10 protein-coding genes are annotated in these 12,647 nt (G+C 69.3%); 3 read left to right on the top strand and 7 right to left on the bottom strand.

Annotated elements, in window-relative coordinates; all coding sequences use genetic code 11:
• Nucleotides 1-5: 5 nt before the first annotated feature.
• A complete protein-coding gene (locus tag ISN75_RS11950) occupies nucleotides 6-341 on the bottom strand; it encodes a putative quinol monooxygenase (RefSeq protein WP_343820273.1) in 336 nt (111 codons plus the stop codon).
• Nucleotides 338-994: a GTP cyclohydrolase II gene (locus tag ISN75_RS11945; protein WP_343820271.1), complete on the bottom strand. Its 657-nt coding sequence runs from the start codon at nucleotides 992-994 to the stop codon at nucleotides 338-340. Before ISN75_RS11945 ends, ISN75_RS11950 begins: the two co-directional genes overlap by 4 nt.
• Nucleotides 995-1,468: 474 nt before the next feature.
• Here ISN75_RS11945 and ISN75_RS11940 point away from each other — a divergent pair, with 474 nt between their 5' ends.
• The 3 genes from ISN75_RS11940 to ISN75_RS11930 all read left to right on the top strand — a co-directional run bounded on the left by ISN75_RS11940 (nucleotide 1,469) and on the right by ISN75_RS11930 (nucleotide 5,442).
• A complete protein-coding gene (locus tag ISN75_RS11940) occupies nucleotides 1,469-2,635 on the top strand; it encodes an alginate export family protein (RefSeq protein ID WP_343820269.1) in 1,167 nt (388 codons plus the stop codon).
• Nucleotides 2,636-2,736: 101 nt separating this feature from the next.
• Nucleotides 2,737-3,846: a serine hydrolase domain-containing protein gene (locus ISN75_RS11935; RefSeq protein ID WP_343820268.1), complete on the top strand. Its 1,110-nt coding sequence runs from the start codon at nucleotides 2,737-2,739 to the stop codon at nucleotides 3,844-3,846.
• Between the two features lie 129 nt (nucleotides 3,847-3,975).
• The gene (locus tag ISN75_RS11930; RefSeq protein WP_343820266.1) at nucleotides 3,976-5,442 is read left to right on the top strand and encodes an FAD-dependent monooxygenase; all 1,467 of its coding nucleotides are present in this window, start codon (nucleotides 3,976-3,978) and stop codon (nucleotides 5,440-5,442) included.
• A 16-nt stretch (nucleotides 5,443-5,458) separates the two neighbouring features.
• Here the strand turns inward: ISN75_RS11930 and ISN75_RS11925 are convergent, their stop codons facing one another.
• Genes ISN75_RS11925 through ISN75_RS11905 form a run of 5 tightly spaced genes read right to left on the bottom strand, consistent with a single transcriptional unit; the run spans nucleotide 5,459 to nucleotide 12,611 of the window.
• Nucleotides 5,459-6,679: a type III PLP-dependent enzyme gene (locus tag ISN75_RS11925; RefSeq protein WP_343820265.1), complete on the bottom strand. Its 1,221-nt coding sequence runs from the start codon at nucleotides 6,677-6,679 to the stop codon at nucleotides 5,459-5,461.
• Between the two features lie 26 nt (nucleotides 6,680-6,705).
• Complete coding sequence (locus ISN75_RS11920) at nucleotides 6,706-8,460, bottom strand: IucA/IucC family protein (protein ID WP_343820263.1); 1,755 nt, start codon at nucleotides 8,458-8,460, stop codon at nucleotides 6,706-6,708.
• A complete protein-coding gene (locus tag ISN75_RS11915; protein ID WP_423385057.1) occupies nucleotides 8,438-9,607 on the bottom strand; it encodes an MFS transporter in 1,170 nt (389 codons plus the stop codon). The genes ISN75_RS11920 and ISN75_RS11915 overlap by 23 nt, the downstream gene beginning before the upstream one ends.
• Nucleotides 9,604-11,394, bottom strand: coding sequence for an IucA/IucC family siderophore biosynthesis protein (locus ISN75_RS11910; protein WP_343820260.1), 1,791 nt, complete (start codon nucleotides 11,392-11,394; stop codon nucleotides 9,604-9,606). The genes ISN75_RS11915 and ISN75_RS11910 overlap by 4 nt, the downstream gene beginning before the upstream one ends.
• Nucleotides 11,391-12,611, bottom strand: a complete 1,221-nt coding sequence (locus tag ISN75_RS11905; RefSeq protein WP_343820259.1) for a siderophore biosynthesis protein PvsA — start codon at nucleotides 12,609-12,611, stop codon at nucleotides 11,391-11,393. The genes ISN75_RS11910 and ISN75_RS11905 overlap by 4 nt, the downstream gene beginning before the upstream one ends.
• Nucleotides 12,612-12,647: the final 36 nt, after the last annotated feature.

Here is a 12,647-nt window from a genome sequence, read left to right as displayed (position 1 = left end):
TCGAGTCAGCCCGGCCGTTCGAGCGGATACCACGGCTGGCACGACAGCGTGCTGCCGGTGATGTGGATGAAGTCGATGAAGTCCCGCGTATGCGGCGCCGCCGCGTGCGCATCGAGCGCGGCCTTGTCGGCGAACACTTCGTGCACCACGAACCTGCCCGCATCGGTGGGATGCGCGTGCAGCTGGAACGCCAGGCAGCCCGGTTCGGCCCGCGTATGCCGCGCCAGCACGTCGAAGGCCTGCAGGAAACGCTCGCGCCAGTCCGGCGCGACGGTGGGGTAGGCGAGAACGGTGATGGGACCCTGCATGGATGGCCCCGGCGTGCCGCCGAGCGCGCTCACGCTTCTTCCGTGGCGGCCGGCAGCAGCAGGGTGTGGCGGGTGTGGCGCACCTTGGCTTCCAGATAGCGCAGGTTGTGCCGGCCGGAAAACACGCCGGTGGGGCGCACGGCTGCCACTTCGATGCCCAGCGCTTCCAGTTGCGCGCGCTTGTCGGGGTTGTTGGTGATCAGGGTGATGCGGGTAAGGCCCAGTGCCTTGAGCATCTCGGCGGCGGCGGTGTAGTCGCGCTCGTCGTCGCTATGGCCCAGCGCGCGGTTGGCGGCGTAGGTGTCGTGGCCCTGTTCCTGCAGGCGGTAGGCGTCGAGCTTGGCGTACAGGCCGATGCCGCGGCCTTCCTGGCGCATGTAGAGCAGATAGCCGCCTTCCTCGTGCAGCCGCGTCAGCGACTCCTGCAGCTGCGGGCCGCAATCGCAGCGCGCCGAGCCGAGCACGTCGCCGGTGGTGCATTCCGAATGCAGGCGCACCAGCGGCGCGTCGGCCGTGCCGGCGCCCAGGCGCAGGGCGAAATGCTCCTTGCCGTCGGACAGGCCGTGGAAGCTGTACATCAGGCCGGCCGCCTCGCGCCCGTCGGCGAGATGGAGCGGCAACTGCGCGGTGGTGCGCACGCTGGGCGTCTTGTCGAGCGGAACGGCGTGCACGCAGGAAGAGGACATGGAGAGGATCTCGAGGCTTGGGAGAGGCCGCGTGTATAGATGGGGACGATCATGTGAGTGCTCAACGCGCCCTGATGGGTTGTATAGGGCGCGCCCCGCGAAACCGACAGGCCTGCATCGGGAACACAGCGTTCGCCCGGGTGGCCGCGATTCGATCTCTTGGGGCTTTGAGACAACGCACCATTCTAGCGTTTCGCCCGGCCGCCGGCGCCCGCGGCGAGGCCTGCAATGACTTGCCGCCGGCGCCGCCGAAGTGGACATGGGCGTCTATACTTTCAGGCTGAGCAAGAACGGCAAGGCGCAGGCGCGCTACACCTTTGTCTACAAGAGGATCGACGGCCCGTGGCAAATCGACAATCACCCTTCCTCGCCGATGCCGGGACCAGTTTCGCAACGCGCGGGGACGGTGCGGCGAGCCTGGGGCGCACGCTCACCAGGGCGTGGCGGCGTTCCTGCCTGGGCCTGGCGGGGACCATGGCGGCCATGTCGGCGGCGGCGGGCGAAGCGCCCGCAAGCGCCGCCTTCGTCGACCTGCGCTATCGCTACAGCAATCTGTATTCGCAGTCGGCGCCGCTGCGCGGGCATGCCAATACGGTGCGCCTGCAGTTCGGCTATCGCTGGGCGCTGGGCAACGGCTGGAGCGCGTATGCCGAAGGCATCGCGGTGCGCTCGCTGTTCGGGCGCCAGTACGACGACACCTCCGGCCGCCGCCTGCCGTATCCCGTCGAGGCCGATCCGAAATCGACCGGCCTCACCAATGCCTGGCTGGAATACCGCAACGACGACGTGCGCGTGCGCGTCGGCCGCCAGTACGTGGTGATGGACGGGGGCCGCTTCATCAGCAGCAACGGCTGGCGGCAGACCTCGCAGTCCTTCGACGGCGTGGGCGTGGCCTGGAAGGCGTGGGACGGCGCGGAACTGCGCTACCACTGGCTGGACCAGGTCAACCGCACGGTGGGCGAGGATTTCCCCGACCGCCAGCAGCGCCGCTGGAAACTCAGCGCGCACCTGCTGCATCTGGATCAGGCACTGCCGCTGGGCAAGCTCACTGCCTACGGCTATTTCATCCGCAACAGCACGCGGCCGGTCAATTCGGTGCGCACGCTGGGCCTGCGCTGGAGCGGTACGCGCAAGCTCGGGCCCGAGGGCGCCAGCCTCGGCTGGATCGCCGACGTGGCCCGCCAGCACGACTACGGCAACAACCCCGCGCAGTTCAGCCTGGGCTACCACCTGGCCGAAGTGAGCTACGGCTACGCGCCGTTCTCGCTCAAGGCCGGCGAGGAGCGCCTGGACGGCAATGGCCGCACGCCGCTCAACGTGGCCTATGGCGCGGCGCGCGCGTTCAATGGCTGGGTGGGCGCCTTCCGTATTCCGGTGACGGGATTGCGCGACCGCTACGCGGGCGCGTTCGGCAGCCTGCCGCTCGCGCGCAAGGCGAGCTGGCAGGTGGTCTATCGCCACTTCACCCCGGTGCTGGGCGGACCGGCGCTGGGCAACGAGTTCGATGCCGGCGTGCTGTTCGACGTGGGCAGCGGCGTGACGCTGGAAATGCAGTATGGCGACTACCGCGCGCGCGGCTATGGCGTGGACGAGCGCAAGCTCTGGCTGATCGCGCAGTACCGCTTCGGGCGCCAGCCGTAAACAACGCGGGCCAACTTCCGGCACTTATCGCCTCGCCTGCCTTGCGCCGATAAGTCGGGGCTGGCAAGTGCGCGCCGCGCACTCCAGGCGGAGGTGGGGGCATGGCGAGCAGGCGTCGTTTCGTACAGGGCGTGGCGGGCGCGCTCGCCGGCGCATGGCTGGCCCCTTCGCTGCTGGCGGCGGAAGCCGGGGCGGACAAGGGCGCGGGCAAGAGTGTGAGGGCGGTCGTCGACGATTTCGTCAAGGCGAACGGCTTTCACGGCGTCATCCATCTGGTACGCGGGCAGCGGGTGGTGTTGTCCGAAGCGTTCGGCATGGCCGATGTGGAAACGGGGCGCCGCGCCACGGTCGACACGCTCTATCCCCTGGCCTCGATCAGCAAATGGTTCGTCTCGGTGGCCGTCTTGCGGCTGGTCGAGCAAGGCAAGCTGGCGCTCGACGGATCCATCGGCGACTACCTGGACGGCTACCGCGCCGACAACGGCGCCAAGGTGAAGCTCAAGCACCTGCTGTCCAATTGCAGCGGCATTCCCAATGGGTTTTCGCCGCGGGTCAAGGCCGATCCGGCGATATGGACCAAGCCCTACACCACGGGCGAGGCGATCGAGGCGTTCTGTTCCGGCGACCTGGCGTTCGAGCCGGGCAGCCGGTTCTCGTACGACCTGACCAACTGGATCCTGGTCAAGGGCATCGTCGAACACGTCACCGGCCAGGAATTCGCGCAGGCCATCGATGCGCTCGTGCTCGCGCCGCTGGGACTCAAGCACGTGCTGCCGCGCTACACCGACGCGGCGCGCGCCCAGGTCGCCGTCGGCTACGCCACGATCGAGCCGCCGGTGCGCAAGATGAATCCGCAGCTGGTGTACATGGTGGCGTCGGGCGGCTATTGCGGCACGGCGGCCGATCTCGTGCGCGCGGCCGAGGGTGTTTATGGCGGTTCGCTGCTGAGCGAGGCTTCGCGCAAGGCGCTGAGCACGATCCTGGTGCCGGCGGAATCGTATGCACTGGGCGGCCGCGTCAAGGACGTGCAGGCCGATGGCGCGGCACGGGCATTTGCGTGGGAGACGGGGCGCACCGACGGCTACCGCTCGCTGCTGGCGCACCGGCTCGACGGCCAGGCCACCCTGGTGCTGCTCAACAACACCGACCTGAGCCAGAGAACCATCGACGAGTTCGGCGTGGCGGTGTTCGCCGCCGGCGCGCAGGCATAAAAAAAGCGGGGAATATCGCTGTTCCCCGCCGCTTCCAGAGTATAGCGCACCCCCCGGCTTGCCGTAAGGCCGGGGGCCAGGCGCAGCATTGCCGGCCTTGTCGGTATCGACAGCCTTGGGAGCGATGCGATGGCAGAGCACGATGTGGTGATCGTCGGCGGTGGTCCGACGGGTTTGATGCTGGCCGGTGAACTGGCCCTGGCGGGGATCGACGTGGCGATCGTCGAGAAGCGCGCCAACCAGGATGTGCCCGGTTCGCGCGCGGGCGGCCTGCATGCGCGCACGCTGGAGGTGTTCGACCAGCGCGGCATCGCCGACTGGTTCATCGCGGAAGGGACACCGCATCCGCATGCGTATTTCCACGTGGCGCTGGATATCAGCGACTTTCCCACGCGGCACAACTACACGCTGGGGCTGTGGCAGAAGCATATCGAGCGCATCATGGCGAGCTGGGTCGCCGCGCTGCCGGTGACGTTCCATCGCGAGCGCGAGGTGGCGGGCTTCGCGCAGGACGAGCGCGGCGTCAGCGTCGCGCTGGCCGGTGGCGGCTCGCTGCGCGCTTCGTACCTGGTCGGTTGCGATGGCGGCCGCAGCATCGTGCGCAAGACGGCCGGCATCGCATTCGACGGCTGGGACGCCACCAAGAGCTGGCTGATCGCCGAGGCCTCGATGCGCGAGGAGCCCGCCTGGGGTTTCCGCCACGATGCGATCGGCACCCACGCCATCGGCAAGGCCGAGGACGGCCGCGCACGCATCGTGCTGACCGAAGCGCGGCTGAGCTCGGCCGGCGATCCCACGGTGCAGGAAGTCGGCGCGGCCCTGGCCACCGTGTACGGCACCGACTTCGGCATCCACGACGCCAGCTGGGTTTCGCGCTTCACCGATCTCAGCCGCCAGGCCGCAGCGTATCGCGAGCGGCGCGTGCTGCTGGCCGGCGACGCCGCGCACGTGCATCCGCCGATGGGCGGGCAGGGGCTCAATCTGGGCGTGCAGGATGCGGCCAATCTCGGCTGGAAGCTGGCGCAGGTGATCAAGGGCACCGCGCCGGACAGCCTGCTCGATACCTATCAGGCCGAACGCCACCCGGTCGCCGCGCGCGTACTGCGCAACACCATGGCCCACGTCGCGCTGCAGCGCAGGGACGAGCGCAGCCTGGCGCTGGACGAATACCTCACCGAGTTCCTCGCCATGGACGAACCGCGCAAGCGCATGGCGGCGGAGGTGATCGGACTGGGCATCCGCTACGACCTCGGCGAAGGGCATCCGCTGCTGGGGCGGCGCATGCCCGACCTGGATCTGCTCACCGCCGGCGGCCCGTTGCGGGTCTACAGCCTGCTGCACGAAGCGCGTCCGCTGCTGCTCAACCTCGGCGCGCACGGGGTGCTCGATGCGGCGATCGCGCCGTGGGCCGATCGCCTGCGCCGCGTCGATGCAAGCTGCGAAGGGCCATGGGAACTCCCCGTGCTGGGCCGCGTCGAGGCGCCTTCCGCGGTGCTGATCCGTCCCGACGGCTACGTGGCCTGGGTCGGCGACGGTGGCGACAGCGGACTGGCCGATGCGCTCGCCACCTGGTTCGGCCCGCCGGCGAAGGCGTAGCGCCTTGTCCGTTTCGTCAGGCGGCGTTGGCGGCGTGCAGCGCCGTCCGTCCCTCGAGAAACGCCATGCGCGGCGCCGGATGCATCAGGAAGTTCTGGTGCGAGATATTCCAGGCATAAGCGCCGGCCAGCGGAAACAGCAGGCAATCGCCGATGGCCAGGGCCTCCACCGGCTGTGCACGCGCCAGGACGTCCTTGGGCGTGCACAGCTGGCCGACTAGGGTGACGCGTTCGTTCTCGATGGCCGCGGCGCGCTGGCCGCGCAGGATGCGGAACGGATGGTCGTGGCCCTGCGCCGGCGGCGTGCGGAAATGATGGGTGCCGCCGCGCGCCACGGCGAAGTACTCGCCGTGGCTGCGCTTGATGTCGATAACTTCCATCGCGTACCAGCCGCAGGCAACGCTGACGTAGCGGCCCGGTTCGAAGCGCAGCTTCAGGCCATGCGCATGCTGGCGCAACACCTCGCGCAGGCCGGTGCAGAACCGCAGCCAGTCGAAGGATGCCGAGGGTTCGGCATAGTCGACGCCGAAGCCGCCGCCGGCATTGACCGTGCCGATATCGAGCCCGTAGGCGGCTTTCCAGCGCTGCGCGATATCGAGATAGGCGCGCACCAGGGCGAGCTGCATCAGCGCGTCCTTCTGGTGCGACATCAGATGGAAATGGAAGCCTTCCAGCCGCAGCGCGGGATGCTCGCGCAGGATCGCCACCGCCTGCGGCAGATCCTGTTCGTCCATGCCGAACGGCGTGGGCTTGCCGCCCATCATCAGGCGCGTGTCGCCGACGCCGGGCACGGCGATATTCATGCGCAGGAAGATCGGCACCGGCCTGCCGCCGCGCTCGGCGATGGACGCGAGGCGGGCCAGTTCGCCCAGGCTTTCCACATGCAGCGTGCAGCAGGGCAGCGATGCCGCTAGGGCCAGTTCGCTGTCCAGCTTGCCGGGGCCGCCGAACAGCAGGGGATGACCCGCCTGCTGCTGGTGCAGCCAGCGCAGTTCGCCGCCGGAGGCCGCTTCGAAGCCGTCCACCCACGGCGCCACCGTCTGCAGCACCGGCGCCTCCGGGTTGGCCTTGGCGGCGTAGTACAGCTCGCAGCCGTCGGGCAGGGCTTCGCGCATCCAGCGCACGTGCTGCTGCAGCGCCTGCAGGTCGTAGAGGTAGGCGCAGATCGGTTCGGGCGATTCGGTGCGCCATTGGGCGATCTGCGCTTCGATGCGTTCGGGTGGGCAATGCAGGGTCATGCGTGGATACCTGGTCGAAGCGGAATTCAAGCCACCTGGCGCGCGGCGGCCGGCGGGCTGATCGGATTGGGCAGATAGGTGTAGTCGGAGTCGCGGTCGGCGCGCTTGAACAGGCGCGTGCGCAGGTTGTTCTTGCTGGGCAGGGCCGCGCCTTCGAGCAGGCCTTGCAGCAGCGGCTGCGCGCCGTGGCGTTCCTGCCAGCGCTGCGCGATGGCGCCGATGCACGACCACAGCCGCTCTTCGAGTGCGCTGTCGCCGTCGGCCAGGTGGAAGATCGCCTCGGCCAGATTGTTGACCAGGGCGCAGTAGGCCACGCGCTTCCAGCCTAGCTCCTGGCCGTAATGCACGGACTGCCGCGCGCGTTCCGACAAGCCGGCCAGCGATGCTTCCGGCCAGCGTTCGCGCACCAGCTTGGTGCCTTCCAGGTCGCGTATCCAGAGGCGCGCCGGCATGCCGCGGTCGAAGCCGATCACGGTGTTCTGCAGATGCGGTTCGAGCACGATGCCGTGCTTGAAGAAGGCCAGCCACACGCCGTCCAGCAGCAGGCCGGCATAGGCTTCGAACCAGGCGGTGGCGGTGCGCGCATAGCCGGCGGAAGAAGCGGACGGGCGCAGCATCGCCTTGCATATGCTGGCGCCGTGGCGATCGGTGGCGAACAGTGCGCCGGCCACCTGCGGGTGGTAGCGCTCGCGTACCAGGGCGGCGGGATTGTCGCGATAGAGGATGCCGAAGCTCTCGGCCAGCTCGCGGTGCGCCTCGGCGTCGCCGCCCAGCGCACTGAAGTCCAGCGTGGTCGCCGCCGGCTCCAGCATCACGCCGAAGCCCGGCACGCGCTCGCCCACGTCGCGCCATGCCGGTTCCAGCAGCGCGGTCATCGCCACCGCGCTTTCCAGTTCGTACCAGGCGTTCTTGCGCACGCAGTTGGTGAGGCGCACGTGGATCGACATCTTGAGGAAGTAGTCGAGCTCCGCGTGGTACATGGTGCGCACCGACGAGGTCGGCTGCAGCGCCATGCCCAATGGACCCAGCGGTTCGATCAGGCCGCGTTCGCGCGCCTGCCGCAGCAACGGATGGGCGAGCAGGCGTTCGGCTTCCCACGGATGGCAGGGGTAGAGATGCTCCGCGCCGGCCACCTTGGCCAGCGTGGCGCGCGCATCGCGGCCCAGGCTGCGCAGCAGTCCCGGATCGATGCGGAACCAGTACAGCGGAACCCGCACCCGCGCTTCCGGCGAGCAGGCCAGCACCTGCGCCAGCGGCACGCCTTCGCGGCTCTTCGGGGTGGGATGCAGCGCGTGGCCCCACAGCATGCCTTGCTCGGCGTCGATCAGCGCGTCGCCGCTGGTCATGGCATCGGCGGAGAGCTCCAGCAGATGGCGGGTGATCTCGATGCTGTTGGCGGATTGCGCCAGCAGCTCGGCGTTGAAGCCGCATTCCGGCGCCAGGCGTTCCAGCAGGAAGTGGATGGTGGTGCGCGCGTCGGCGCAGCGCCAGCCTTCGCCCGCGGCCTTCAGATATGGCGCCGACGTATAGGTGCAGCGGCCGAGCCGGCTGCTCTGGCCCAGCCGCACGCATAGCGCGTAGCCCGATTGCGCGAAGCCGATGCGCAGCAGCGGGCCTTCGCCGAGCGCGAGGCCGGCCGGGCGGTCCAGTCCGCGGTAATCCATATCGGCCTGGCCGCGCGGCAGCGCGAATTCGCGCAGATAGCAGTTGAGCCAGCAGGCGATCGCCTGCGCATCGGCCTGGGCCGCATACCACTGTTCACGCATCGCTTGCTGAAACATAGGTTTGCCTCGATGGAAGGAAGAGATAGCTGCGCGCGGCGCAGATCAGCGCGATGGCGCCCGCCATCGCCGCGGCGACGAATGGCGTGGCCAGGCCCCAGCGATGCACCAGCGCGCCGGCGGCCACGCCGCCGAGCGCGCCGGCCCATTTGCCGCAGGCGTCGAAGCGGCCGAACAGCCGTCCCGCACCGCCTTGCCCGGCGTGCTGGCTGAGTGCGCGATTGAGTCCGCCGATGGCCAGCAGCATGCCGATGCCGTAGAGCACGCGCGCCGGTGCGAGCAGGCCGGGGCCGCCGAGCAGTGCATGGCCCAGGCAGGCCAGCGAGAACAGGCCCAGTCCGAGCAGCAGCGGCCGTTGCGGAGCGGAGCTGCGTGCGCGCAGCCAGGGCAGCAGCACCAGGTACACCAGGTGCGGCAGGCTGTAGTACAGGCCGGCGTGGCTGTCGCTGCCCACGCCCAGCGCTTCGCTGTAGGAAATGAAATAGGGGAAGGTCACGACCATGGCGAAGTAGAAGAAAAACTGCACGAGCAGCAGCGGCGCCAGTTCGCGCAGATCGTCCAGGGCTTGCGGCTTTGCGTTGGCGGAAGAACTTCTGGTCACCGTATCGGCCGGCAGCAGCCAGGTCAGCAGCAACGCCAGCAGCGGCAGCACGGCCAGGTAGCGGTACAGCGTCTGCGCCAGACCCAGGCCGGTCGCCAGGCCGAGCAAGGCCGGTGCGGTGACCATCGCCAGGCGCGCGGAGAACTGCGTCCAGTCCAGCGCGCGCGTCAGCGACTGGCCTTGCGCCTGGGTCGCCAGGTAGGCATTGGCCGCCGCCAGCGAACCGCCGCAGGTGCCCTGCACGATCAGGGCGCACACGAACCAGGCCAGGTTCGGCGCGAAGCCCGCCATCAGAAAGCCCAGCACCAGCCCGGCCTGCGCGCGCATCAGCGAGAGCTTGCGGCCGTAGCGGTCGGCCAGCCGTCCCCAGGCCGTGGCCGTCAGCGCCGTGCACACGGTGGGCAGCACGTAGAGCAGGCCGCTCAGCCAGTCGGGCGCGCCGGGCGCCAGGCCTTCGAGCACGCGCGGCATGAACACCGGCATGCCCAGCGCGGTGAATGCCGCCAGGTAGTGGGCGGCCAGCACGGAAGCGAGCGTGCGCATCAAGCCGCTCCGTCGGCGTGGCGCACGCCTGCCGCCGTTTCGTCCGCCAGCATGAAGTTGGGGCCGCTGTCGCCGTAGAACTTGTTGATGTCGCTGGCGCCGGTGATGCGCTTGCTGAGCAGGCTGCCGGCGCTGAGCAGGTATTTCACCGGCAGCCAGGGCGCTTGCAGCAGGCGCTCGGCCGGTTGCGTGTCGATGCCCTGGCGTTGCAGTTCGACCAGCGTGGCGCGCAGCGTGCGGCGCAGTACCGCGTACATCGGTCCGCGCCACGCCGGTTGCCATTCGGCCACGCCTTCGAGCACGGCCAGCAGATCCAGCTGCAGGATGATGGTGCAGAACATCCGCGCCAGGGCGGCATCGTCGTCGACCGGAATGCGCGGGTCGCGCAGGGCGCCGAGCGATTCGATCCCCGGCAGCCGCGCGCGCAGGCGCGGCAGCAGGACGCGGGCGGAGTCGTTGTCCTTCATCAGCAGGCGCGGCGCCTGTCCTGGGGCGTAGATCAGCACGGTGTTCTGCTGGTTGGCTTCCAGCGCCACGCCGTAGGCCAGCCACAGGCGCAGGTGCACTTCGCTCAGCAGCGATACGTACGATTGCCACCAGGCGAGCAGGTCGCCCTGGTGGAAACGGTCGGCAAGATGCGCGGCGAAGGGACGGCCGTCGGGCATGGTGCTGCTCAGCGCCGCAGCGGGGACAAGGGTGGCGTCGGGCAATGGCGGATAACGGCGGACCAGATAGGCAAGGTGCCTGGCCTCGTCGACGTGGCCGCCGTGCGCTTCGTCCACGTGCACGTAGCGGTTGCGCAGCGCGTCGTCGCCTGCTTCGATGGCGGTGAGCGCCTGGGCGAACCAGTGGCCGTCGTACAGCGTCGACGGCTTGATCAGGCGCAGGTTGAGCGCGCCGAGGGTGCGCATCAGCAGCGGCAATTTGAGGTGGCTGCCGGGATGGTTCACCGGCATCACGGTGCGCACCGACAGCGTAGGCCGTACCGGCAGCCACGCGAGCGGCGCGCGATGCGTATCCGGCGGCAGCGGGAAAGCGTCGCCCTCGTCCAGTCGCGGCCAGGTCAGCGGGTGCACGGGGAGCAGGGCATGCGTCGCGGCCAGCGTTTCGTCCAGCCCTACGTCGCGCATGCGGGGCCAGAATGCGGGTTGTGGTGTGGTGAGCTTCAGTGCATCGCGCGGCACCGCCAGCCAGCGCAGGTCGAAGCTCGGATCGAACTCCGGCGCATAGGCGCGCATATCCGTTTCGCCGAAGCCGGACTTGGCGCGCGCGGTCGGATAGAACGGATGGTCGCGATAGCTCGCCACCTGGTCGCAGCGCAGGGCGCGCTCGTCCCAGCCGGCGGCATCCAGGGCGCCGGCCAGCGCATCGGTGCGTTCTGTATAGGCCTGGCGCGACAGCGCGCGATGCTCGGCGGCGCAGCGGGCTTCCGCCGCGTAGTCGCGATGCAGCTGGCGGGTCTCCTCGTCCAATCCTTCCGCCAGCAGCGCCAGCCACGCATCCGCGCCGTGTTCGTAGGCCAGCCCCTGCGGCGTCTCGCGCAGCCATCCGTCGCCGAGCGCGCGCAAGCTCTGCATGTAATCGCTGGCCTGCACCGGCAGCCACAGCACGCCGCCGGGCAGGTGGGCGATGCGCCACCAGCGTTCGGGGAAGCGATGTTCCGGCCATGCCTGCCGCGCTGCCGGCGCGGGCGCCGCTTCGCTGCCGCGGTGCATGATCCCGCGCAGGTCTTCGCGCAGGCAGCAGTCGATGATGCGCCAGGCGATATAGCCGCTGTCGCCGCGGTTCATGCGTCGGCTCCCTGGGCGATGTGCCATTGCAGGCCCGGCTCGGTCGCTTCCAAGGCCTGGCCGAGATCGTGCTCGGTCTGGGCCACGATGCTCAGCGTGCCCAGGTAGTCCTTGTTGGAGCGGCTCAGGCGGATCTCGTCGCCCTGTTGCCGCAGCCGCCGGTATGCCACGTGCGCACGTTCGTGCTGCTGCGCGCAGTCGTCGCTGATCTGCAGCAGCCGGCCTTCCTCGCTGGCCACGTAGTAGCGCACCAGCGCGTGCTGGCTGGCCGGCTGCAGCGGCACGAGCGGTTCGCCCAGGTGCAGGCGCAGGATGGCCTCGAACCAGCGCCCGCCATGCATGCGGTCGAGCATGAACTCGCGGCCGTCGCCGATGCTGCGGTAGTTGATCTCGACCAGCACGGGGCCGCGTTCGGTAAGAATGAATTCGCTGTGGCAGACGCCGAAGTCCACGCCGAAGGCCAGCACCTGGGCCAGCGCCTGCTGCCGCTGCTGCGTGCCGGCGGGGCCATTCCAGCGCGCTTCCAGTTCGATGAAATGCGGCGGCTCGGACAGCGTCACGTCGAAGCCGCCCACGGCCTGCGTGCGCCGCCGGTCGCTCAGCGTCTCCAGCGTGAACAGCGGACCGTGCAGGAATTCCTCCAGCAGCACCGCGCGCCCCGGGTGGCGTTGCCAGAACGCCTGCAGGTAGTGCTGCAGCTCGCCGGGGTTGGAGCACAGCTGCACGTCGAGGCTGGCTACGCCCTCGCGCGGCTTGGCGATCAGCGGCCACGGCGCATGCGCGGGGATGGCCTGGCCCGGCATCAGGCTTTCGAACCACGGCGCGGGCAGGCCGAGCGAACGCAGGCGTTCGCGCATGGCGGCCTTGTTCTTCGCGTCATAGCACACGCGCCACGGTTTGCCCGGCAGGCCGAATGCTTCGGCGACCAGGGCGGTGGAAGTCTGCAGGTGATCGCTGTTGGAGAACACCGCGCCCGGCCGGATACCCGCGCCGTGCAGCACGTCGATCACGCTCAGCGGATTGAACACATCGCACTCGATCACCTGCTGCGGCGCGTGTTCCGGCGCGCGGCCGAAATACTCCAGGTGCTGCAGCCGGTGATCGGTCAGCAGCACCACGGGCAGGCCCAGGCGGTGCGCGGCGGGAAGGAAACCATCGGTGACCGCCGCGTGGCATACGTGGGTCAGGATCACCAGGGGCGACAGGTTGTCGGTCATGAAGATATCCGTGTGAGAGGTCTGCGCGTGGCGGAC

The organism is Dyella marensis, assembly GCF_049532885.1.
Lineage (GTDB): Bacteria > Pseudomonadota > Gammaproteobacteria > Xanthomonadales > Rhodanobacteraceae > Dyella_D > Dyella_D marensis.
This window is presented reverse-complemented; position numbering and strand designations above follow the sequence as displayed.